The sequence below is a fragment of the Oceanotoga sp. genome, from assembly GCF_030445905.1.
Lineage (GTDB): Bacteria > Thermotogota > Thermotogae > Petrotogales > Petrotogaceae > Oceanotoga > Oceanotoga teriensis.
The window spans coordinates 100,703-120,985 of the sequence record NZ_JASUSU010000002.1; the positions used below are offsets into that span (position 1 = coordinate 100,703).

Consider the following 20,283-nt stretch of genomic DNA (forward strand, 5'->3'; position numbering starts at 1 on the left):
TTAGAATAAAAAATATAATATATATTAGAAACAATATTAATTGGGAGGTAATGATATGAAAAAAATTTTAATTTTATTGGTATTAGTATTTACTATTATGAGTTTTTCTGCTACATTATTTGATGTTATAGAGTCTGCTAAAGCTACATCTACAACATATGAACTTTCAAATTTGGAATATGTTTTGATGGAAATGGAATATGATAAGAATAAAATAATGGCAACAAATCAAAAGTCAGAGTTAAGTGCGGAAATAAATTTTTTAAATTCTTTAAAAGAAAATAAAAAAACTGTAGAAAGATTTTATACAGATACTATAAATACTTATTTTGATTACTTAATAGATAAACTCGACTATGAAAGTACTGAACTTAAAATCAAAAATGCAAGAATTGATTTAGAAAATAAGAAAAAATTATTCGAAAAAAAATTGATTTCTATTGATGAACTAAAAAATGCTGAATTAACTTTAAGTGATTTAGAAAATTCTATAACGAGTAAAAAAGTAAAAATGCTTGATTCAAAAAATGATTTAATAGAAATATATTCAAAAGAAATTTCTGAAATAAAGGTTAGTTTAATAGATTATGCCAATTATTTAGTTGATGATAAAGTTTATTTTGATAATAATTATGATTATAAAATATTAGAAAAGAATAAAGAATTAAATGAAGTTGAGATGAAGACATTACCTTCAAACTCATCAGAATTTGATATAAAAAATCTTGAATTAAAAAATAGAAAACTTGAAGTAAATATAAAAGACTCAGAGGATGCTTTGTATAAATCACATAGAGACTTAAAAAATCAATTAGAATCTTTTAAAATATCTATAAAAAATCTTGAAGAAAGAATAAATTTATCAAAAACAACTTATGAAGATACAAATAATAAGTTTATAAATGGTTTAGCTTCAGAGGCTGAATTAAATAAATCTAAGGCTGATTATATCGATAGTTCAAAAACTTATTATGAAACAATGAAGCAATATTTTAATTCTTTTGTTAAATATTTACTTGATACTGGAAGGAGACCTGAGGAGGTATTAAATTGAGAAAGGTAATTTTAATACTCTTTCTTTCTTTATTTTCAATAATTAGTTTCTCATCAGTTGAGGATATATTTAAGGAAGAATTGAACAAAAACATACAATTAAAAGAAAGTGAAAATAATTTAAAAAATATAGAGATAAATATCAAAAAGAAAAATAATTTTTTTATTCCTTATATGTCTATAAAGTCAAGTCCTTTTGTCATGTTAAATAATCAAAATTCTGATAGTATAAACTTCAATATATTAAATGTACAAAAGACTTTAAATGATTATACTTATTCTACAAAGTTGTATTTAAATTTTACTGAATTATATGGTGCTCAACTTGGAATGACTTTACCATTTGGATATAATGAAGATGAAAATAAGTTTCAAATTGGTAATTTAGGTCTTTCTATTTCAAGGGATTTAAAAAAAGAACCAGAAGTTGAAAAATTAAATTTAGAAGCTAATTATTATGATGCCATATATTCAATAAAAAAGACAAAAAACTCTATTTATATGAATACAATAAATTCTATAATAAATAAAAATAATAATGAAGAATTAATGAATCTTAATATGAAAAAACTTGAATTATTGGTAAAAAAATATGAATATTTAAAAGATGAAGATGAAAGAGAAAAAGTTGAATTAGACATTATAAAAACTAAAAAATCCATACAATCTTTAAAAGATAAACAAGAAAACTTCGATTATGATATCGATAAAAAAACTTATGAAGAAGCATTAAATTTATTGAAAGAGTATGATGAAAAAATAAATATGAATTATATTCAAAGAGAAGATATAAAAGCTTTGAATAAAAGAGTAGAAGCAGCTAAGATACAAGAAACTTTTTGGTTTTTGCCATATTTGCCAGATATGTCTGTTGCATTTAATATAAATGATTTAGAGAATTTCAAATGGAGTTTGACATTTGATTTAAACTTAAATGTACTTGATTTTGGCGAAAAAGAACAGCTTGCAAACACGAGAAAAAATAATTATAGTGATTTGAAAGTTAAAGAGAAAATTGATTCAATAGAAAGAACCATAAAAAGTTATTTAAATGATATAAGAATTAATGAATTTGATAAAAAAATAAATGCATCTAATTTAAAACAGTCAAAAGAAAATATTTTAAAAAATAGAAAATTATTTGAAAATGGTTTTATGAGTGAACTCGATTATGATCTTTATGAAATAGATTATAGAATAAATGAAATAAACTTTGAAAGTTCAAATTTAACAGATAATTTTAACTATATGAATATAGCTTCTGAAAATGGTGAAGCATTATGGGGTGATTTAGTTGAGTAAAAAGAAAAGCAAAAAATGGATATGGATAATAATTATATTGATCATAATTATTGGAGGTTATGTTCTTATAAATAAATCAAAATCTGAAACAAATCCTGAAATAAATGCAAATATTCAAATACCAAATCTTGAATATAAAGTTCAAAAAAGAGACTTTGGAGATTATACGGAAATAGTTGGAAATGTAAATGCTGATACCAGAACTATATATCCACCATTTAAAGAAAAGATAACAGATGTTTTTGTTGAAGAAGGTCAAAAAGTAGAAATAGGCGATCATCTGTTAAAATTTGAAGATTTAACTTATAGAATAAATTATATTTCAAAACAAATAGATTATGATAATTCATTGAACATGGCCGAAAAAATAAGAGAGTTAAAAAAACTTCAACTCGAACAAGCAAAAGAAGAACTTGAAAAAACTACGCTTAAATCTCCTGTTAAAGGAACTATAGAAAAATTAGATATTAGTGTTGGAGATAATCCTCAATTGGATAAAGGTATGATGGTAATAGTTGATAATGAGTCTATGAGAGTAAAATCTTCAATAGATGAATTAGATTTACCAAATATAAAACTTGGTATGAAAGCCATAATTGAATTTAATCAGCTTGGAGTATCTATACCTGGAGAGTTAACGCTTATAAATCCGGTTGCTGAAAGTTCTGGAGGCATAGTTTATATACCTGTAGAAATTAAATTTACAGAAGATCCGTTAAAATATGGAATAATATCAGGATTAACTGCAAATGTAAAATTAGTAACTTTAGAACTTAAAAATTCAATAGCCATACCAAAAGAAGCTTTGAAAACAAGAGAAAATGGTACAAAATTTGTTTACATAAAAACTTCTGAAGGTAAAAAAGAAGTAGATGTAAAAAGTGGAAAAGAAACTAAAAAATATGTTGAGATTTTAGAAGGTCTTAAAGAAGGAGATATAGTTCTTTTGATACCAGATGGAGCTGAACTCCAAAGACTTCAAAATGTTAACGGTGTTCCGAGGGGATTCTGATGAGCGTAATGAAACTTGAGGATGTTAAGAAAATTTATAAAATGGGGGAAATAGAAGTACATGCCCTCAGAGATATAAGTTTTGAAATAGAAGATGGAGATTATATTGTCATCGTTGGGCCTTCAGGTAGTGGAAAATCTACACTTTTGCAAATTTTAGGATGTTTAGATAGACCTACCTTAGGAAATGTATACATAGAAAATTCTGAAGTATCTTCTATGCCAGATAAGAAATTGGCCGAAGTTAGGAATAAAAAAATAGGATTTATTTTTCAAAAATTCAATTTATTATCTCATTTAAGTGCTTTAGAAAATGTTGAATTACCAATGATATATGGAAATGTTCCAACAAAAGAAAGAAAAAAAAGAGCTAAAGAATATCTTGAACTTGTAGGCCTAGGGGATAGAATGGATCATAAACCAACAGAGTTATCTGGTGGACAACAGCAGAGAGTTGCCATAGCGAGAGGTCTTGCAAATGAACCAGCTTTTTTATTGGCTGATGAACCAACTGGAAATTTAGACAGTAAAAGTGGAAAAGAAATACTTCAAATATTTCAAAAATTAAATGATATGGGAAAAACTTTAGTTGTTGTAACCCATGATCCTACAATGGAAAGTATAGGAAATAAAGTTGTGAGAATTCTTGATGGTGCCATAGAATCGATAGAGGTGAAAAAAAATGGAAATACTTAAAGAAACGATAAGATCTTTAAGATCTAATAAAATGAGAATTTTTCTATCGATGCTTGGAATAATAATTGGAGTAATGGCTGTTATTACAGTTGTGGCAGTTGGAGAAGGTGCAACAAATCAAATAAAGTCGCAAATATCATCTCTTGGATCTAATATGATTTTTGTGCAAAGAGGATATTATGGTGGGCAAGGAGGAGCTGCGGTTAAAATCGAGCGAAATCCATTTTCACTTGAAGATGCTGATAAACTAAATGAAATGGCTCCAAGTGTAAAAAATGCAGTGTCATTATTAGGATCTAGTTTTTTGGTTCAAGGTGGTAAAAATAATTCATATTTTACCGTTTATGGAGCATCAGAAATTTTTTTCGATTTATTAAGTGTAGATTTAATTTCCGGTAGAAATGTGAGTTATGAAGACTACAAAAATGCTGAAAATAATGTAGTTGTTGGGTATAATATTGCCAGTAAATTATTCCCAGGAGAAAATCCAATTGGAAAAACTATATACTTGATTCAACCTGGAAAAAATTTTACAAGAAAAGTAGCTTTTGAAATAATTGGATTGATGGAAAAATCTGGTAGTATAGGTTTTTTTGATGTTGATAATATGATTTTAATGAATGATAAATTATCAGATGCAAGGCTTTTTCAATCAAATGGAAGAACTTCTATAATTGTGGCACAAGCAAAATCTGAAGAAACAGCTAAACTTGCCATAAAAGAAATAGATCATTATATGTATGAAAAATTTGGAAATGATAAAACTTATGAAATCATGAGTCAAGATGCCATGCTTGAAACTGTAGGCCGAGTGACTAATATAATGAAATTTGTTTTAATATCAATAGCTGCAATTTCTTTGCTCGTTGGCGGTATAGGTATTATGAATATAATGCTTGTTTCTGTGACTGAAAGAACCAAAGAAATAGGTATTAAAATGGCTATAGGAGCTACCAGAAAAAGAATACTAAGTGAATTTCTTGTTGAAAGTGTTTTAATAACTTTTATAGCAGGAATAATAGGTGTTTTATTTGGTTGGGGACTTTCACAAATTATAACAATTTTTGGACAAGGAATAGGTCTTGTTGCTGAAATGACATTGGAAGCTATTATAGTATCCTTTAGTGTTTCGGCTGGAGTGGGATTGTTTTTTGGAATATATCCTGCTAATAAGGCATCTAAGTTGAGTCCAATAGAAGCTTTAAGATATGAATAATAAAAACGCTGAATTAATTCAGCGTTTTTATTTTTATTATTAACTTTTTATATAAACTTATATAAATCATATAATGTATAATTGAATTAAATATAAAGAAAGATGGAGAGTGTATAAAATGAAAAAAATGAAATTTTATGAGTATTTATATTCAATAAACTCTAATAAAGAAGATGAATTGATTGAATTTTTTTATGATAATGAATTTAAAGATTATTATCTCGATAATGATTTTAAAACAAATCTTCAAGTTTTAAAGCTTTATACATCTTATGAAAACCCAAATGATAATATAATCGATGAGTTAAATAATAAATTTAATTTTGAACTTTTGTCTAAAAGTGTTGTAATTGAAAAAGATTGGTTAAAAGCTTGGCTTGATACATTAGAAGTTTTTGAATTTGTCAAAGATATTTGGATAAATCCATTTCCAGAAAAAGAATTAAAAAATAAAGAAAAAGTTATAAAAATAATTCCAGGAACGGCTTTTGGTACAGGTCTTCATTCTACAACAAAACTTGCTGGTAGAATTTTAAATGATATGAATTGTGAAAATAAAACAGTTATAGATATGGGTTGTGGAACAGGAATACTATCGATATTAGCGAAATTAAAAGGTGCAAAAGATGTTTATGCTTATGATTATGATGGTTTAGCAATTGAAAAAGCAATTGAGACTATTGAGATAAATAATTTAGATATAAAAGTTAAACAATCAAATTTTTTAGAAAATGTAAATGAAGATATAAAAAGTGATATTTTTGTTTCAAATATGGTCGCAGAAATATTGATAGAGTTACTGAAAGATGAAAAATTTGATGGTATTATAAAAGAAGGATCTTATGTTATTTTTTCAGGTATTATGGACAAAAAAATAGATCTTATAATGGAAAAAATTAAAGAACATAATTTAGAATTGATAGAAAAAACGGAGGAAGGTTCATGGATAGGTTTAAAATTACAGAAGAAGAAGTAAAGGTATTGAAAAAACAAATGAAAAGAAAGATTGATGAAAAAGTAAAAATTATGAAATATTGCAAATATGGATATCCACAGATAATAAGAAATTATCCTTTAAAGAAGGATAAACCATTTCCTACTCTTCATTGGTTAAGCTGTCCTTTTTTAAATTCAGAAATTTCTAAATTAGAATCTATACAAGAAATTTCAAGAATTCAAAAGATAATAGATGAAGATGAGAATTTAAGAGCTGATTACTTTAAAGCACATCAAGAAGAAATAAAAATCAGATTGGAAATATTAGATGATAAAATAAATAAATTATCAAGTCCAATAAAATTAAAGTTGAGAGAAACTGGAATCGGAGGAATAAAGAATTTTTCTAATATCAAGTGTTTACATTTACATGTGGCATCTTATCTTGGTGGAATAAAAAATCCTGTTGGAAAAATAGTTGTAGAAAGTCTTGAAAATTTAGAATGTGCTAATTGTATATGCTGTGACTTATGAGGATGGTTTAAAATGGTAAATAGAGATCTTATAAAAAACATACCTGCAAAACCTGGTATTTATATATTTAAAGATAAAGATTTTAAACCCATATATGTTGGGAAAGCTAAGAGATTAAAAAATAGATTAGGTTCTTATTTTAATCCTTCAAATCAATTAAAAAATGAAAAGACTTTGAAGATAATAAACGATTCAGAATATATAGATTACATTTTAACAGAAAGTGAAGATGAAGCTTTTGTTCTGGAAGCTAATCTCATATATACATATAAACCAAAATACAATATTTTATTAAAAGATACGAGAGTTTATCCTTATATACTCATTACCGATGAAAAATATCCGACTATAAAATATGTTAGAACTAAAAATGAACAAAAAGGAACCTATTTTGGACCTTATCCAAATGTTAGATTTGTTAAAGAAGTTATAGAAGTTTTGCAAAGAGTATATAAGGTTAGATCATGTGAAAGAAATATGGATAGAAAAAGTAAACCTTGTTTTTTATATCATCTTGGAATGTGTTATGGACCATGTTATAAAGAAATTGATGAATCATCATATAAGAATGCAGTTAATGATGTTTTAAATTTTCTCAAAGGAAATGTTGAAAAAGTTAAAGAGTATCTTGAAAAGTATATGGAAGAATATTCTAAAATACTAAATTTTGAAAAGGCTGCTCAAATGAGAGATACACTTTTAAAACTCGATAGATTATTCATAAAGCTTGGTGTTGAATTTAAACATAATAAAAATATAGATGTTATAGTCTATGAAGAACCTATTTATGTTTTATTGAAAATAAGAGAAGGATATTTAATATCAAAAGTTTCTTTTACCCTTGATTCCGATATAAATGAGTTTATACATCAATTTTATATAATAAGAAAAAATGAAATTCCGCCACAAATATTTACACTTTATGATGAAAATATAGATGAACAAATAAAAAATTATTTAAAAAATAATGGACTTAAAATGTTTAATAAATTAAGCAGAAGATCAAGCATATATTCATTAGCTTTCAAAAATTTGGAAGAAGAACTCAAAAGGTATACAGATCTTGGAAATACATTAAAACAAGCGAAAGAAATATTAAGTTTAAAAAAAATACCAAAAAAAATAGAAGGTATAGATATATCACATCTTCAAGGAATGTATACGGTGGCATCTCTTGTGAACTTTGAAAATGGTAAACCAGAAAAAAGTGGTTATAGACGATATAGACTCGATGAGTTTAAAGAACCTAATGATTTTGAAAGTATAAAAACTGTTATAAAAAGAAGATATAAAAAACATGAACTTCCCGATTTATTATTCATTGATGGCGGTAAAGGACAGGTTAATTCTGCACTTAAAGCTCTAAATGAATTAGGTTATGATTTAAAAGATGTAGACCTTGTTGGTATTGCGAAAGAAGATGAAAGAGTTGTTTTTCCAGGAGAAATGGATGATTTACATCTTCCACTTGATAATCCAGTTTTAAGGTTATTAATATATATTAGAGATGAAACTCATAGATTTGCCATAGGATTTAATAGAAAATTGAGATCTAAAAGATTTGAAAAAACCAAATTAGATGAAGTTTCTGGTATAGGACCTGTTAGAAAGAAAAAACTTATAACTCATTTTGGAGGATTAAATGAAATTTTAGAAGCTTCAGTAGAAGAAATAGCTGAAGTAATAAATAGTGAAAAAGTAGCAAAAAAGATAAAACAAGAATTGGGGGATAAATAATGATAAATGATTTTATTCTATTGGGAGCAAAACAACTTTCAAAATATAAAAATAAACTTGCAGATGAATATGATCATCTCTTTCATGTTTGTATAGCGGATTCTGAAAATAAAGTTCCTTGTTTGAGCTATTTTGTAGATGAACAAGGCAGAGTTTTCAAAACTATAAGTGCTGAACCTCCAAAAAAGGTTATGAGTTGTCTGTATCCAGTAGATATAGATTTTAAAGATGAATTGAGTGATGAATATGAACTTTTTTTATTAAAAAATAATAAAGTTGCAAACAAAGTTTTTTACTCTGGAATAGTACAATCACCTTTTAAATTTTATCCATATATTTTAGAAGGTGATGAAAGATTAATAAAAAAAATGAAATTTAAAGAAAAATTGAATGGAGAAAAAAACTTATCTTTTGATGAAATAATTGATGAAGATACTTTTGAACAAATAATGAAAAAATATAAGATAATATCAGATAATATATATTATCATCCATATTTAGATAAAATACATATTGTTTTTTTATTACCAAAAAATATAGACATTGAAAAAAGAGGTCTTATGATAGAAATTTCAAGATGTTTGAAAAATAAGATACTAAAAAATTTTGACTTTTTGGAAACTTCATATAAAATGCCAGATATGAATTTAAAAGATCCTGCCCTATGTGCATTTAAACTCAGAGCAGATTATATAAAAAATATCGATTTTGAAGATATTTATAAAAGTATGATAAATGAAATAAGAAAAGTTATTAATTATATAGATGATATAGATATAGGAGGAGAATGAAATGGCTAAAATAGCTTTAGATCCTATAGAAGAAAAGAGAGAAGAAACGCCTAAAAAAATAAAAATAAATAAAAAATTTTCTCCTGGATCTATAATATTAGAAATGTTTTTGGGAACTTTTAATATAATATTTTCTATAGCCATATTAAGTTTTTCAATAATTTTAAATCTATTAAAATCTACTATACATCAAATAATAGGTTCTCAATTTACTTTAGATATGAGACCATTGATTTTTATAACTATACCCATATTCCTTTTTGGAGTCTTTTTACATTTTTATTCTATTGAAAGGATAGCAAAAAGATATTATAAGTTATATGGTCTTTTAATTTTTTTTAATGGTATTTTTATGTCTGGAATTATATTATTTTACATATATAAAATGTCTATAAATTGGTTTGGTGTAAGCATATTTGGAAACACTTCAATAGGTTTAAATCAATGGTTTTATCTGCCTTCAATTTTATATATAATATATTCTATTTTTACGATATATTATTCTTTAATTCTCATGAGAAAATAAAATGGAGAGTATTAATACTCTCCATTTAAAACTTTTTCTTCTTCATTATTTTTAATTATTTCTTCTATTCTTCTACATGCAGCGAAATGACCTTCATTAAATTCTTTTATTTCTGGTTCTTCCAAAGCCCAACATTCTTCCTTTGCGTATGGGCATCTTGGATGAAATCTACATCCTTTTGGAATATTTGCTGCAGAAGGTATTTCACCTTTTATAGGGACTTTTTTTACTTTATTTACTTTTCCTGCAATTGGTTCGCATACAGCAGATATCAAAGCTTTTGTATATGGATGAAGTGAATTATCTATAACATCATCTGGTGTTCCCATTTCTACTATTTTACCAAGATACATAACAGCTATTCTATCTGTAAAATATCTTGCAGTTGATAAATCATGAGTTATGTATAAATATGTCAAATTTAACTCTTTCTGCACTTGTTTTAACATATGAAGGATTTCAGCCCTAGTTGATAGATCTATCATTGAAACTGGTTCATCTGCGACTAATAGTTTTGGAGATAGCATTAAAGCTCTGGCCGTTGAAGCTCTTTGCCTCTGACCACCAGAAAGCATATGCGGATATCTACCCATAAACTCTTCTGGGGGCATTAATCTAACTTTTTCCAATCCATTTTTTATTAGAATTTCTCTTTTTAATCTATCTTCTTCAATTTTATGAATTATCAAAGGTTCTTCCATAACATCTTTCACTTTAAATCTTGGATTCATAGATGCATAAGGATCTTGAAATATCATTTGTACTTCTGTTCTATATTTTTTTAATCTATCTTTAGATATATGAGTCACATCTTCATCATTGAATATTAATTGACCATCTGTAGGTTCATGAAGTTGCATGACCATTTTTGCTGTTGTAGTTTTACCACAACCAGATTCACCTATTAGACCGAATATTTCCCCTTTTTTAATACTGAAAGAAACCCCATCTACCGCTTTAACATATCTTTGCTGACCTGAAAAAAATTCTTTCATAGTTCTTTTTATTGGAAACCATTTTTTTAAATTTTTTATTTCAACTAAATTTTCAGTTTTCATCTGCATCACACCTCCAACATGCTACCTTATGTTCAGCTTCTATTTCTTTTAAAATAGGTTCTTCTGTTTTACATTTTTCAAAAGCATAAGGACAACGAGGATGAAATCTACAGCCTTTTGGAGGATTTAAAAGATTAGGAGGTGTTCCTTTAATAAAAGCTAATTCTTTTACATTTTCATGTAATTTAGGAGTTGCCGCTAATAGCCTTTCAGTATAAGGATGAGCAGGTCCCTGTTCACCATATATTTGTTGATTTGTACCTATTTCTACTATTTTTCCAGCATACATAACAGCGATTCTATCTGAAACTTCTGCTTCTGTAGCCAAATCATGAGTTATAAATATGAATGAAAGATTCAATTTTTCTTTTAAATCTTTCAAAAGATTTATTATTTGAGCTTGAACTACAACATCAAGAGCTGTTGTAGGTTCATCACATATGACTAATGAAGGTTCTAAAAAAAGTGCTGAAGCTATAGCAATTCTTTGTTTCATACCACCTGATAATTCATGAGGATATCTTTTTAAAATATCTTCTGATAATCCAACATAGTTTAAATATTTTATCATAGTTTTTTTAGCCTCTGATTTACTCATAGGCTTATGCAATTGAAGAGTTTCCATCAATTGTTTTTCTATAGTGAAAACAGGTGTTAAAGAGTTCATAGCACCTTGAAATACCATAGAAACTTTTTCCCATCTTATATTTTTCCTCAATTCTCTTTCTGTTAATGGAACTATATCTTTACCATCTATTAATATTTGACCTCCAACGATTTCACCAGGAGGTGAAGGCATTTTTAATATTGAAAAACCTGTTGTGGTTTTACCACAACCAGATTCACCAACAAGACCTAAAGTTTCTCCCTTTTTTAATTTAAATGATATGTCATCAACTGCTTTTACATCACCATTTTCGGTTTTATAATACATTTTAAGATTTTTAACTTCTAAAGCAATATCATTATTCAAAATAATCACAACCTTATCTTGTTTTTAGTTTAGGCATTAATATTTTATCCATAGAAAAGCCAATAAATGCGAATGTCATTCCAACCACAGATATCATTAACCCAGGAGGAATAATCCACCACCAAATACCTTGAACCATTGCTCCACCAGTTCTTGCATCTTGAAGGATTTGACCCCAAGTTACAATAGAGGCATCGCCAAGTCCTAAAACACTCATACCTGCTTCAGTAAGTATTGCTGCAGGTACAGATAAAGCCATGTTTGCAAAAGAATAAGGTACTAATAAAGGGATCATATGTTTAAAAATTATTCTTGAATTACTTGCACCTAAAGCTTTTGATGCTTCTATATAAGTTTCTTCTTTTATTTGAAGACCCATACTTCTAACGGTTCTTACAGAACCAGTCCAATTTAATAAACACATCAAAATTATTAAAGTCCATATACTTGGTTTAAATATTGCAGATATGACTATTAATATTGGGATAAATGGAATATTTAAGAAAAATTCTAAAATTCTTTGCATAAAAGAGTCTACCCAACCACCATAATAAGCACTGGTTATACCATAACTAACACCTACTGTTACTGAAATAGCAGCTGTTAAAAGACCTATTAATAAAGCCCATTTTATTCCCGCAAGAACACCACTCCAAAGGTCTCTTTTAAAATTATCGGTACCAAGTACACCAGAAACTTTTCCATTTATTTTAGCTAAAGGATTAGAGATCTCTCCTTCTCCTTTGGTAAAAATAGCTTGAACTGTTATTTTATAATCTCCTTTTAAAAATTCTGGAGATGATATAATATTTTCTTTTGCTTGTGAAAATATTATATTCAAAGGGTTTATAGTGCTCTTTAACACACTTGATGAGTTTTCATAATCTATTTTATTTGCAAATTTATATGCACCATCTTTAGCATCTGTACCAAGCGAAATTCTTACATCAGATTTATTGCTCAGGTTTAAAGATTTTTTTGATAAAATTATTTTTTCTCCATCTGGGCGTATCAAATTAATACTTATAATTGGAGAACCAATTGCATCAAAATGTATTATAAAATCTTCTGGTGCAGTTGCAAAATCAAAGTTATAATCAAAATCAAAATTATATATTTTTAAAGCACCTTTAGAAATTTCTTCAAAGTTAGAGTTTTCTAATATTTGTGTTTCAGGCAATTTTTCTTTTCTAAACCAATTAGTCCAAACAGGTGCTGCACTTTTTGGATTGTCTTCCCAATAAGTTATATCTCTCCATCTGTTGGTTGCTTCCGGATAAGGAGAAATAATTGGTTCAAATATAGTTGTTAGTATTAAGATTATCAATAGTACTAAACCAACCATACCAGATTTAATTTTTCTGAATTCAGTCCAAAATTCATTAAATGCATATGAAAAATCTTTCCATTTCAAATCAACCACCTACTTTTATTCTAGGATCAAGGAATCCATATATGAGATCGAGAATAACCAAGCCAATGATATAAATACCCGTAGTAAAAGCAAGATTTCCCATTAATACAGGAATATCATTTTGTTGATTTGCTATCAGGTAAAGGTTTCCCATTCCTGGCCAACTAAAGATTCCTTCAAAGATTAAAGAACCCCCAAAAGATGCAAGAATAGATAAAACTACCATAGTTATTATAGGTGGTGCAGCTGTTCTCATAGTATGTCTGTATAGAACACTATTTTCACCTATACCTCTTGCTCTTGCAGCCATTATATAATCTTCTTGAAGTGTTCCTAAAACTATATTTCTAACAATAAAAGATACTCCCCAAAATCCCACTATTACATAAGTTATAACTGGTAAAGCGAGATGATGAAGATAATCTAAAAATAGTCCAAAAGATGTTTCAGGAGGAGGTACTCTGTGCATACCGCCACTTGGAAATATTTTTAAGCCATAACTAAATAACATTATAAACATCATTCCAACCCACCATTTTGGCATACCAAAAACTATCATTGTTATGACAGAAGTTGTTCTATCAAATTTGCCGCTTGGTTTTTGAGCTTTTTTCAGACCTATGAGCAAAGCTATTATAAGTATTATTACTTGAGATAGAGTGAATAATACAATAGTTCGAGGTAGAGCTTCAAGAACGATCTTTGTAACATCCTTTTCGCCAGAGCTCGAAGTTATATTTGTAGCCTGACCAAAATCAAATCTTATAGTTTTCCAAGTATTATTAAAAACTCTTTCAATATAACTTTTATCTAGACCATAAAGCTTTATATAATATTCTTTCCTGTTCTTAACAAAAGAAGAGGCATCAAATTTAGGGTTATTTTCTGATAATGATTTTACTTCCATTCTTATTTGTTCATTAATGGTACCCATAGTTGTTTCTTCCATTACTTTGTTGAACAGGGCAGAGTATGTAAACATAAGAATTATAAACATTATTATACCGGCTATAATTCTTTTTATTACATATTTCCAATACATATGATCAACTCCTGTTTATGAAAAGGGGAGATAAAATCCCCCCTTAAGATTGTTTTTAATAAATAACTAAAGATCCTGTTTTTGTATCAACAAATAATCCATCAAGAGTTGCAGTTACAACATATATATAGCTACCTGAATCTAATTTTTCAGTAGCTGTTGATGGAATTAATCCCATAAATTCTCCAGGACCATAGTTCATAGCATCAAATTCTACTTCACCTTCAGGAGTTACAAGTATTATTTTTACTTCTGCTTCATTTGCTAAAGCTGTTTCATCATTAGGGAAACTAACTTTAGAAACATTGATTTCAAATTCAGCATCTTCACCAGACATTGCTATATCAGGAGCAGTTAAACTATCTATTCTTGCTCTATCTTTCTTATAAATTTTTTCCCAATGTCCTTTTTCGAATGGATATGAAGCATCTCTGTATGCTGATAGTTCAACATAATTTGAATCTGTATCTATCTTTGTCAACATGAATGGACCATACCCTATGAAAGCATGATTATATTTATCTATAAAATCTATAGCCATTTTATAATCTTTTATAGCTTCATCAGCAGTTATTAAACCATTCAATTCTTCAGGTATATATTTTCTATCTATCATTTGATTTAATTTAGCTCTTATATCCTTAACACATTTAGGAGTTTTTACATCTACTTCTTCAACGCCTTCTTCTTGATTGAAACCCCATTTAGTACCAGATTGACTATCATTTTCAATAACTAATAATGCCAATGCTTCTGCAATTTCCCAAGCAACACCTACTCCAGGATTTCTTGAACTTATTCTTAAAGAAGGAGCGTATCCTCCAGCCATATCTAATTTATTCATAGGGAAATTATAGTTTCCATATGTTCTTATAGTATTATCATCTAATATTTCCCATGCAACATATACACTATCTATTGAATCTTTAAATTGCATTTCCATATGAGGATGATATTTTTTATCCTGATCATTAGCTTTAGTTGACCAATCAAATATAAAAGAATTAGCATAAATATAATCTCTTACATCCATCATTCTTCCATGATGCCATTTAAAGTAACTTAAATCCCAAGTAGCTTCAAATACTGATTTAACACCATTTCCAACTGGAACATATTTTTTCTGATTTATATCATATATTTCTGCATCAGCTGGAACATTTATATTTCCTTTTATATTTCCTTCAGCATCTTTATAAGGAGCCGATTTGAAATCTTCAAGAGTTGCAACTCTTTCAACGGTAACTCCAAATGGAGTATCGATCATACTTCTTTCGAACATAACTGTTGAAACATTACTTGAATAAGTATCTCCAAATCCATTGTATCCTATTGGATCCCATGCATTCATAAAAAGATTACCTGCTGCAGAGAATTGAACTATTTTTAAGATATTATCTTTAACTTTTGCATTTTCAAGACTCCATCTGTTCAAGCCATCACCGAGTCCATAAGGCATTCTTTCAATAAATCTATCTTTGTTTGCAACATAAAAATCATTTTGATAAGTTATAAAAAGTCTTATTGAGTCATGAATTCCCAATTCTGTTGCTTTTGTTATTTTTTCCCAATATTCTTCTTCTGTTAAGAAATTACCATTCATGAAATCTGAAGCTAATTTATCTATTTCTGGTTGTTCATAGTTCCACCATGTGTCGAGTCCCCAACCAGGCATATTAGTTCCACGTGGTGCGAGATGTTGATTTACAGGAGTTCTCCACCAAACATATGTTGAACCAGCACCCCAACCTTCAGTATACATTTGCCATATGTAGTCAGCTGGATCTGTGTTATAAACAGTATTAGAAGCTTTAGATCTATCCCATAAAAGTCTTTCAACTTTTATGCCTGCTTCTTCAACTAAATCAGAAACATAATTTCCCAGTTTAAGTCTACCTTCTGGGTCATCTACTCTTATTATGAATTTTATTGTAACTGGTTCATTGTTGAAATACCAGAAACCATCTTTTTTAACCAATTTACCTTTGTTTTCTGGTATTTGTGAAGCTTTTTGCATGGCTGCTTCTATATCAGCTAAAGCTTTTTCTTTATCTCCTTCAGGAGTGATACCCATCTTTTGTACTACCAAATCAACTTTCCAAGCATTTGGTTGACCTGGTGTTGCAGGTGTAAAAGAAGGTCCACCAGATCCGCCTTGTATTTCTTCAACAATATATTTTCTATCAATTAAAAAGTTCATTGCAAATCTTATTTCTCTTATTGCAAAAGGATTAAAATATGTCTTTCCTTGAACTTCTACTTGATAAGGTGCGGCATTAGGTATTGGGTTTAAAATCAAATCCCAACTTCCAGAAGGTACTGAATAAACATCGAGTTTATCTCTTGTAGCTTTATCTAACCCTTTAAACATTGATCCTGGAACACTATTCATGAAAAGGTCAAAAATACCTTCTGAAATATCTTTTACGGCGATATCTTGAGACATTCTCGCTCCAAAGTAAATTTTGTCAGGTTGTGGCCCTTTCACAGCGAATGATAAGACCATAACTAAGATAAATAAAAACAATAAAAACTTTCTCATCCTATTCCCCCCTTTGAGTGATGTGAAAAAAGGTTAATTTTTCATTACATATGATAACAAAAAAATAAACTATAAATATATGACTAAAGTCATGTTTATTGAAATAATTTGTAATTTTTTAACTTTAAATTAATTATTTTTATATTTTGTTTACAGATAATTATTTTATCATAATAAAATTAATTTTGAAATATTAATTTTTCAAACAGAAATTAAACGTTTGATATAATAAAGTTAATAAGAAGTGAAAAAATACGATTCTTAAATTTTTCTTATGTTAAGAAAAATTTAAAATAAAACGATTAAAATATTTTTGTTCTATGATAAAGTAATATGACTCTGTATTTGATATAATAGTTATATAATGGAGGTCTATATGAATAAAAAAATATTTTTTTATGGAATCACTATAAGATTGTCTATATATGCAGCTTTAATATTTAGTTTAATAGAAGAGTATCATTATTTTCCAAATGATTTAATAAAATATTTGATAATAGTTGGATTTATATTTGTCAATGATATTTTTAGATATATGATTAAATCAAGAAGAGTATTTTTTATAATATCTTTTATATTTTCTATAATCATATCTGTATTTCTCACGGCTTATGTTAGTAATGATTTTTTGATATATTTCTTCTTTTTAACTTATGAATTTATAATAGATGAAAGTGGTATTTATTCTTTCTTGATAGGTATTTTTCATTTTTTATCTTTTACATATATATGGCTTGTAAATAGTGGTATGAATTTAATAAAAGATAAAAATATATTTGAATTGATCATTTATAATAGTACGGATTTTTTTACAAATATATTCATATATTTTGTAATAGTCGCAATTTTATTTTTAATAAAGAGATTAATAAATGAAAGAAATAAGGTCATGAAATTAAATGAAAAGCTAAAAAATTCTTTAGAAGAAATAGAAATTTTAACTATACAAAATGAAAGAAACAGACTTGCACAAGAAATACATGATTCAATAGGACATTCTATAGCTGGATTAATAATGCATTTAGATTATTTAGAAAAAATATATAAAAATAATAGTAAAGAAGTTGAAAGTATAATAGAAAAATCTCAAAATCTTGCAAGAAATTCTATGAAGGATTTAAGAAAGGCTGTAAATACTTTAAAGGAAGATTTAAATATAAATAACTTACAAGAAAGTATAGAAAATTTGATAGAAAATGTGAGTACTAAAGAAAAAGTAATAGAGTATATTTTTGATGGGAATATAGAAAATATGAATCAAAATATTAAATATACTGTTTTTAGAATATCACAGGAATTGATAACTAATTCTTTGAAGCATTCAAAAGGAAATAAAATATATTTATATATAAAAAATGATGGTGATTTTATTGAAATAAAAGAATCTGATAACGGATTTTTTAATGGAATATTTGAAAAAGGAAATGGATTGAAGGGTATAGAAAAAAGAGTTAAAAGTGTTAATGGTGAAGTAATTTATGATTATGAAAAAAATTTTTCTATTTTAATAAAGATACCTCTGGAGGGTGTATATAATGATAAAAGTTATGATTGTTGATGATCAACCTTTGATAAGAGATGGTATAAAAATGATATTATCCTTGAATGAAGATATAGAAGTGATGGCAGAAGCTGAAAATGGAAATGAAGCTATTCAAAAATTAAATGAATTGAATATAGATGTCATATTGATGGATGTAAGAATGCCTGTTTTAAATGGAGTTGAAGCTACTAAAATTATAAAAAAGAATTTTAAAAATATAAAAGTTATAATTTTAACAACTTTTAAAGATGATGAATATTTATTTGAAGCTTTAAAAAATGGGGCTGATGGATATATTTTAAAAGATGTTAAATCTGATGAAATAATAGAAGCTATAAAAACAGTTTATTCAGGAAATCTATTAATCCAATCGGAAATGGCGAGTAAAATGGTTAAATTTTTTAATAACTCTCAAAATAGCATAAAAGAAAAAGAAGAAATTAAAATAAAAGGGCCATATGAAAATTTGACTCAAAGAGAAATAGAAATTGCGATACTGATTTCAGAAGGTAATTCAAATAAAGAAATATCTGAAAAATTGTTTATAACAGAAGGAACGGTAAAAAATCATTTAACAAGAATATTGTCAAAACTTCAATTAAGAGATAGAACTCAACTTGCTTTATATATAAATAAGACATTAGAAAGTTAAGATATATGAAAAAAATTTGTACATTTATATTTATAATTTTTAGCCTTATTCTTTTTTCTAAAGAATATAATTTAATAGAAGTTTATGATATACCGCTTTTTAACTATAAAAATTTAAAAGCGGATTTAAATTTTGTTGATATAAATTTATATTATTCTATGAAAAATAATATAAAAATGACTTTGAAAAATAATGAAAGATTATTTCCAGATATTTCTTTTAAACCGTATTTAAATACATTTAATATAAACGAAAATCTTTTTGATAATTCTAAAACTTTTTCATTATTTAAAAAGTTACTTATAAATAATGAACATCTGATAAGTAGTTGGAATGGCAGTGGTAGAATAACAATTTATACTACAGCTAAGTTTGATAATGTTATCTTTTCGAATTATTCTGGAAATATAAATATAAAAGATATAAATGTCAAAGAAAATTGTGTTTTGAAAAGTGTTAATGGAAATATATCATTAAAAAACTTAAATGTACATGATTTAGATATAAATAATATTCAAGGGAATATAGAATCACAAAATATCATGTCATCTGGAAGTATAAACATGAATTCAAAATCATCCAATATAATTTTGAAAAATGGAATATATTTTGAAAATTATTTTAATATACTTACTCAAGAGTCTGATATTTATATAGAAAATTTATATGGTGAATATACAGATATAAGATCTAAAAAATTAAAACTTGTAATTATGAGTGAAAAAATAAAAAAAATAGATATAGAATCTGATTTTGGTGATATAAAAATATTTGTTAAAGATAAAAATTTTTCTATAAATTTAGAAACTCAAGATGGTGATATATCATATTTTGGAGAAAAACATGATAAAACTTTAAAAAAACAAAAAAATAATACAAATAATTTTTTAAATATAAAGATTAAGTCTGGAAATATATATATAGAGGATATATCGAATATAAAAGAATAAAAAATAATATATAGTATATTACTTTAGTAATTGTGAGTAAATAATTACCATAGTCACTTAAATAATCTATATATTAGTAGTAAAATTTAAGTGCCTCAACCCTCTGAGAGGACTTTCTCTTTATAATATATAAAAAATAAGAACAATTGAATTTGTTCTTATTTTTTTATTTATATTTAATTTAAAATAAAAAATAATTAATTGATTGATGGATTAACGAATAATTAAGGAATAGTTCAAACAAAAGAAATTGACAGAATAAAAATAATATGATATTATTAAACACAGTTAAGCAAGGAAGAAAAGC

General features: G+C 26.7%; 18 protein-coding genes. 13 read left to right on the forward strand and 5 right to left on the reverse strand.

Features of this window, described 5'->3' with window-relative positions; all coding sequences use genetic code 11:
- Positions 1-55 precede the first annotated feature (55 nt).
- From PWP28_RS01120 to PWP28_RS01165, 10 genes are all read left to right on the forward strand, one after another.
- Complete coding sequence (locus PWP28_RS01120; protein ID WP_305081790.1) at positions 56-1,054, forward strand: TolC family protein; 999 nt, start codon at positions 56-58, stop codon at positions 1,052-1,054.
- Entirely contained in the window at positions 1,051-2,355 is a 1,305-nt protein-coding gene (locus tag PWP28_RS01125; protein ID WP_305081789.1) for a hypothetical protein, read from the forward strand. Before PWP28_RS01120 ends, PWP28_RS01125 begins: the two co-directional genes overlap by 4 nt.
- Positions 2,348-3,367: an efflux RND transporter periplasmic adaptor subunit gene (locus tag PWP28_RS01130; RefSeq protein ID WP_305081788.1), complete on the forward strand. Its 1,020-nt coding sequence runs from the start codon at positions 2,348-2,350 to the stop codon at positions 3,365-3,367. The genes PWP28_RS01125 and PWP28_RS01130 overlap by 8 nt, the downstream gene beginning before the upstream one ends.
- A complete protein-coding gene (locus PWP28_RS01135) occupies positions 3,364-4,062 on the forward strand; it encodes an ABC transporter ATP-binding protein (RefSeq protein WP_109606293.1) in 699 nt (232 codons plus the stop codon). Before PWP28_RS01130 ends, PWP28_RS01135 begins: the two co-directional genes overlap by 4 nt.
- A complete protein-coding gene (locus PWP28_RS01140) occupies positions 4,049-5,278 on the forward strand; it encodes an ABC transporter permease (protein ID WP_308644073.1) in 1,230 nt (409 codons plus the stop codon). The genes PWP28_RS01135 and PWP28_RS01140 overlap by 14 nt, the downstream gene beginning before the upstream one ends.
- A 118-nt stretch (positions 5,279-5,396) precedes the next feature.
- On the forward strand, positions 5,397-6,254 hold the full coding sequence (locus tag PWP28_RS01145) for a 50S ribosomal protein L11 methyltransferase (protein ID WP_305081786.1): 858 nt from the start codon (positions 5,397-5,399) through the stop codon (positions 6,252-6,254).
- A complete protein-coding gene (locus PWP28_RS01150; protein WP_308644074.1) occupies positions 6,221-6,748 on the forward strand; it encodes a DUF501 domain-containing protein in 528 nt (175 codons plus the stop codon). The genes PWP28_RS01145 and PWP28_RS01150 overlap by 34 nt, the downstream gene beginning before the upstream one ends.
- 12 nt (positions 6,749-6,760) lie before the next feature.
- Positions 6,761-8,485 carry an excinuclease ABC subunit UvrC gene (gene uvrC, locus PWP28_RS01155; protein ID WP_264149723.1) on the forward strand — a complete coding sequence of 575 codons (1,725 nt, stop codon included), beginning with the start codon at positions 6,761-6,763 and terminating at the stop codon, positions 8,483-8,485.
- A complete protein-coding gene (locus PWP28_RS01160; RefSeq protein WP_264149724.1) occupies positions 8,485-9,276 on the forward strand; it encodes a DUF4895 domain-containing protein in 792 nt (263 codons plus the stop codon). Before uvrC ends, PWP28_RS01160 begins: the two co-directional genes overlap by 1 nt.
- A gap of 1 nt (position 9,277) precedes the next feature.
- On the forward strand, positions 9,278-9,802 hold the full coding sequence (locus tag PWP28_RS01165; RefSeq protein WP_109606306.1) for a hypothetical protein: 525 nt from the start codon (positions 9,278-9,280) through the stop codon (positions 9,800-9,802).
- 11 nt (positions 9,803-9,813) lie between these two features.
- Here PWP28_RS01165 and PWP28_RS01170 read toward each other — a convergent pair whose 3' ends face one another.
- From PWP28_RS01170 to PWP28_RS01190, 5 genes are read right to left on the reverse strand one after another with little or no spacing between them, the layout of a single operon-like run.
- On the reverse strand, positions 9,814-10,860 hold the full coding sequence (locus PWP28_RS01170; protein ID WP_109606308.1) for an ABC transporter ATP-binding protein: 1,047 nt from the start codon (positions 10,858-10,860) through the stop codon (positions 9,814-9,816).
- Positions 10,850-11,794 carry an ABC transporter ATP-binding protein gene (locus PWP28_RS01175; protein WP_109606322.1) on the reverse strand — a complete coding sequence of 315 codons (945 nt, stop codon included), beginning with the start codon at positions 11,792-11,794 and terminating at the stop codon, positions 10,850-10,852. The genes PWP28_RS01170 and PWP28_RS01175 overlap by 11 nt, the downstream gene beginning before the upstream one ends.
- Positions 11,795-11,846: 52 nt before the next feature.
- Positions 11,847-13,247: an ABC transporter permease subunit gene (locus tag PWP28_RS01180; protein WP_308644075.1), complete on the reverse strand. Its 1,401-nt coding sequence runs from the start codon at positions 13,245-13,247 to the stop codon at positions 11,847-11,849.
- 1 nt (position 13,248) lies between these two features.
- Positions 13,249-14,289 (reverse strand): ABC transporter permease, encoded by a 1,041-nt coding sequence (locus PWP28_RS01185; protein WP_109606312.1) that lies wholly within the window; start codon positions 14,287-14,289, stop codon positions 13,249-13,251.
- A gap of 55 nt (positions 14,290-14,344) precedes the next feature.
- Positions 14,345-16,831 (reverse strand): ABC transporter substrate-binding protein, encoded by a 2,487-nt coding sequence (locus PWP28_RS01190; RefSeq protein WP_308644076.1) that lies wholly within the window; start codon positions 16,829-16,831, stop codon positions 14,345-14,347.
- A 376-nt stretch (positions 16,832-17,207) separates the two neighbouring features.
- Between PWP28_RS01190 and PWP28_RS01195 the strand changes: the two genes are divergently transcribed.
- Genes PWP28_RS01195 through PWP28_RS01205 form a run of 3 tightly spaced genes read left to right on the forward strand, consistent with a single transcriptional unit; the run spans position 17,208 to position 19,976 of the window.
- The gene (locus PWP28_RS01195; protein ID WP_158274907.1) at positions 17,208-18,389 is read left to right on the forward strand and encodes a sensor histidine kinase; all 1,182 of its coding nucleotides are present in this window, start codon (positions 17,208-17,210) and stop codon (positions 18,387-18,389) included.
- Positions 18,367-19,026: a response regulator transcription factor gene (locus PWP28_RS01200; protein ID WP_109606318.1), complete on the forward strand. Its 660-nt coding sequence runs from the start codon at positions 18,367-18,369 to the stop codon at positions 19,024-19,026. The genes PWP28_RS01195 and PWP28_RS01200 overlap by 23 nt, the downstream gene beginning before the upstream one ends.
- 5 nt (positions 19,027-19,031) lie before the next feature.
- Positions 19,032-19,976 carry a DUF4097 family beta strand repeat-containing protein gene (locus tag PWP28_RS01205; protein WP_109606320.1) on the forward strand — a complete coding sequence of 315 codons (945 nt, stop codon included), beginning with the start codon at positions 19,032-19,034 and terminating at the stop codon, positions 19,974-19,976.
- The last annotated feature ends 307 nt before the right edge of the window (positions 19,977-20,283 follow it).

Bases quoted from the DNA above. Each gene is read 5' to 3' on its own strand.
- PWP28_RS01120 (WP_305081790.1), top strand. From the start codon at position 56: ATGAAAAAAATTTTAATTTTATTGGTATTAGTATTTACTATTATGAGT.
- PWP28_RS01140 (WP_308644073.1), top strand. From the start codon at position 4,049: ATGGAAATACTTAAAGAAACGATAAGATCTTTAAGATCTAATAAAATG.
- PWP28_RS01145 (WP_305081786.1), top strand. From the start codon at position 5,397: ATGAAAAAAATGAAATTTTATGAGTATTTATATTCAATAAACTCTAAT.
- PWP28_RS01150 (WP_308644074.1), top strand. From the start codon at position 6,221: ATGGATAGGTTTAAAATTACAGAAGAAGAAGTAAAGGTATTGAAAAAA.
- uvrC (WP_264149723.1), top strand. From the start codon at position 6,761: ATGGTAAATAGAGATCTTATAAAAAACATACCTGCAAAACCTGGTATT.
- PWP28_RS01160 (WP_264149724.1), top strand. From the start codon at position 8,485: ATGATAAATGATTTTATTCTATTGGGAGCAAAACAACTTTCAAAATAT.
- PWP28_RS01165 (WP_109606306.1), top strand. From the start codon at position 9,278: ATGGCTAAAATAGCTTTAGATCCTATAGAAGAAAAGAGAGAAGAAACG.
- PWP28_RS01170 (WP_109606308.1), bottom strand. From the start codon at position 10,860: ATGAAAACTGAAAATTTAGTTGAAATAAAAAATTTAAAAAAATGGTTT.
- PWP28_RS01175 (WP_109606322.1), bottom strand. From the start codon at position 11,794: ATGTATTATAAAACCGAAAATGGTGATGTAAAAGCAGTTGATGACATA.
- PWP28_RS01185 (WP_109606312.1), bottom strand. From the start codon at position 14,289: ATGTATTGGAAATATGTAATAAAAAGAATTATAGCCGGTATAATAATG.
- PWP28_RS01190 (WP_308644076.1), bottom strand. From the start codon at position 16,831: ATGAGAAAGTTTTTATTGTTTTTATTTATCTTAGTTATGGTCTTATCA.
- PWP28_RS01195 (WP_158274907.1), top strand. From the start codon at position 17,208: ATGAATAAAAAAATATTTTTTTATGGAATCACTATAAGATTGTCTATA.
- PWP28_RS01200 (WP_109606318.1), top strand. From the start codon at position 18,367: ATGATAAAAGTTATGATTGTTGATGATCAACCTTTGATAAGAGATGGT.
- PWP28_RS01205 (WP_109606320.1), top strand. From the start codon at position 19,032: ATGAAAAAAATTTGTACATTTATATTTATAATTTTTAGCCTTATTCTT.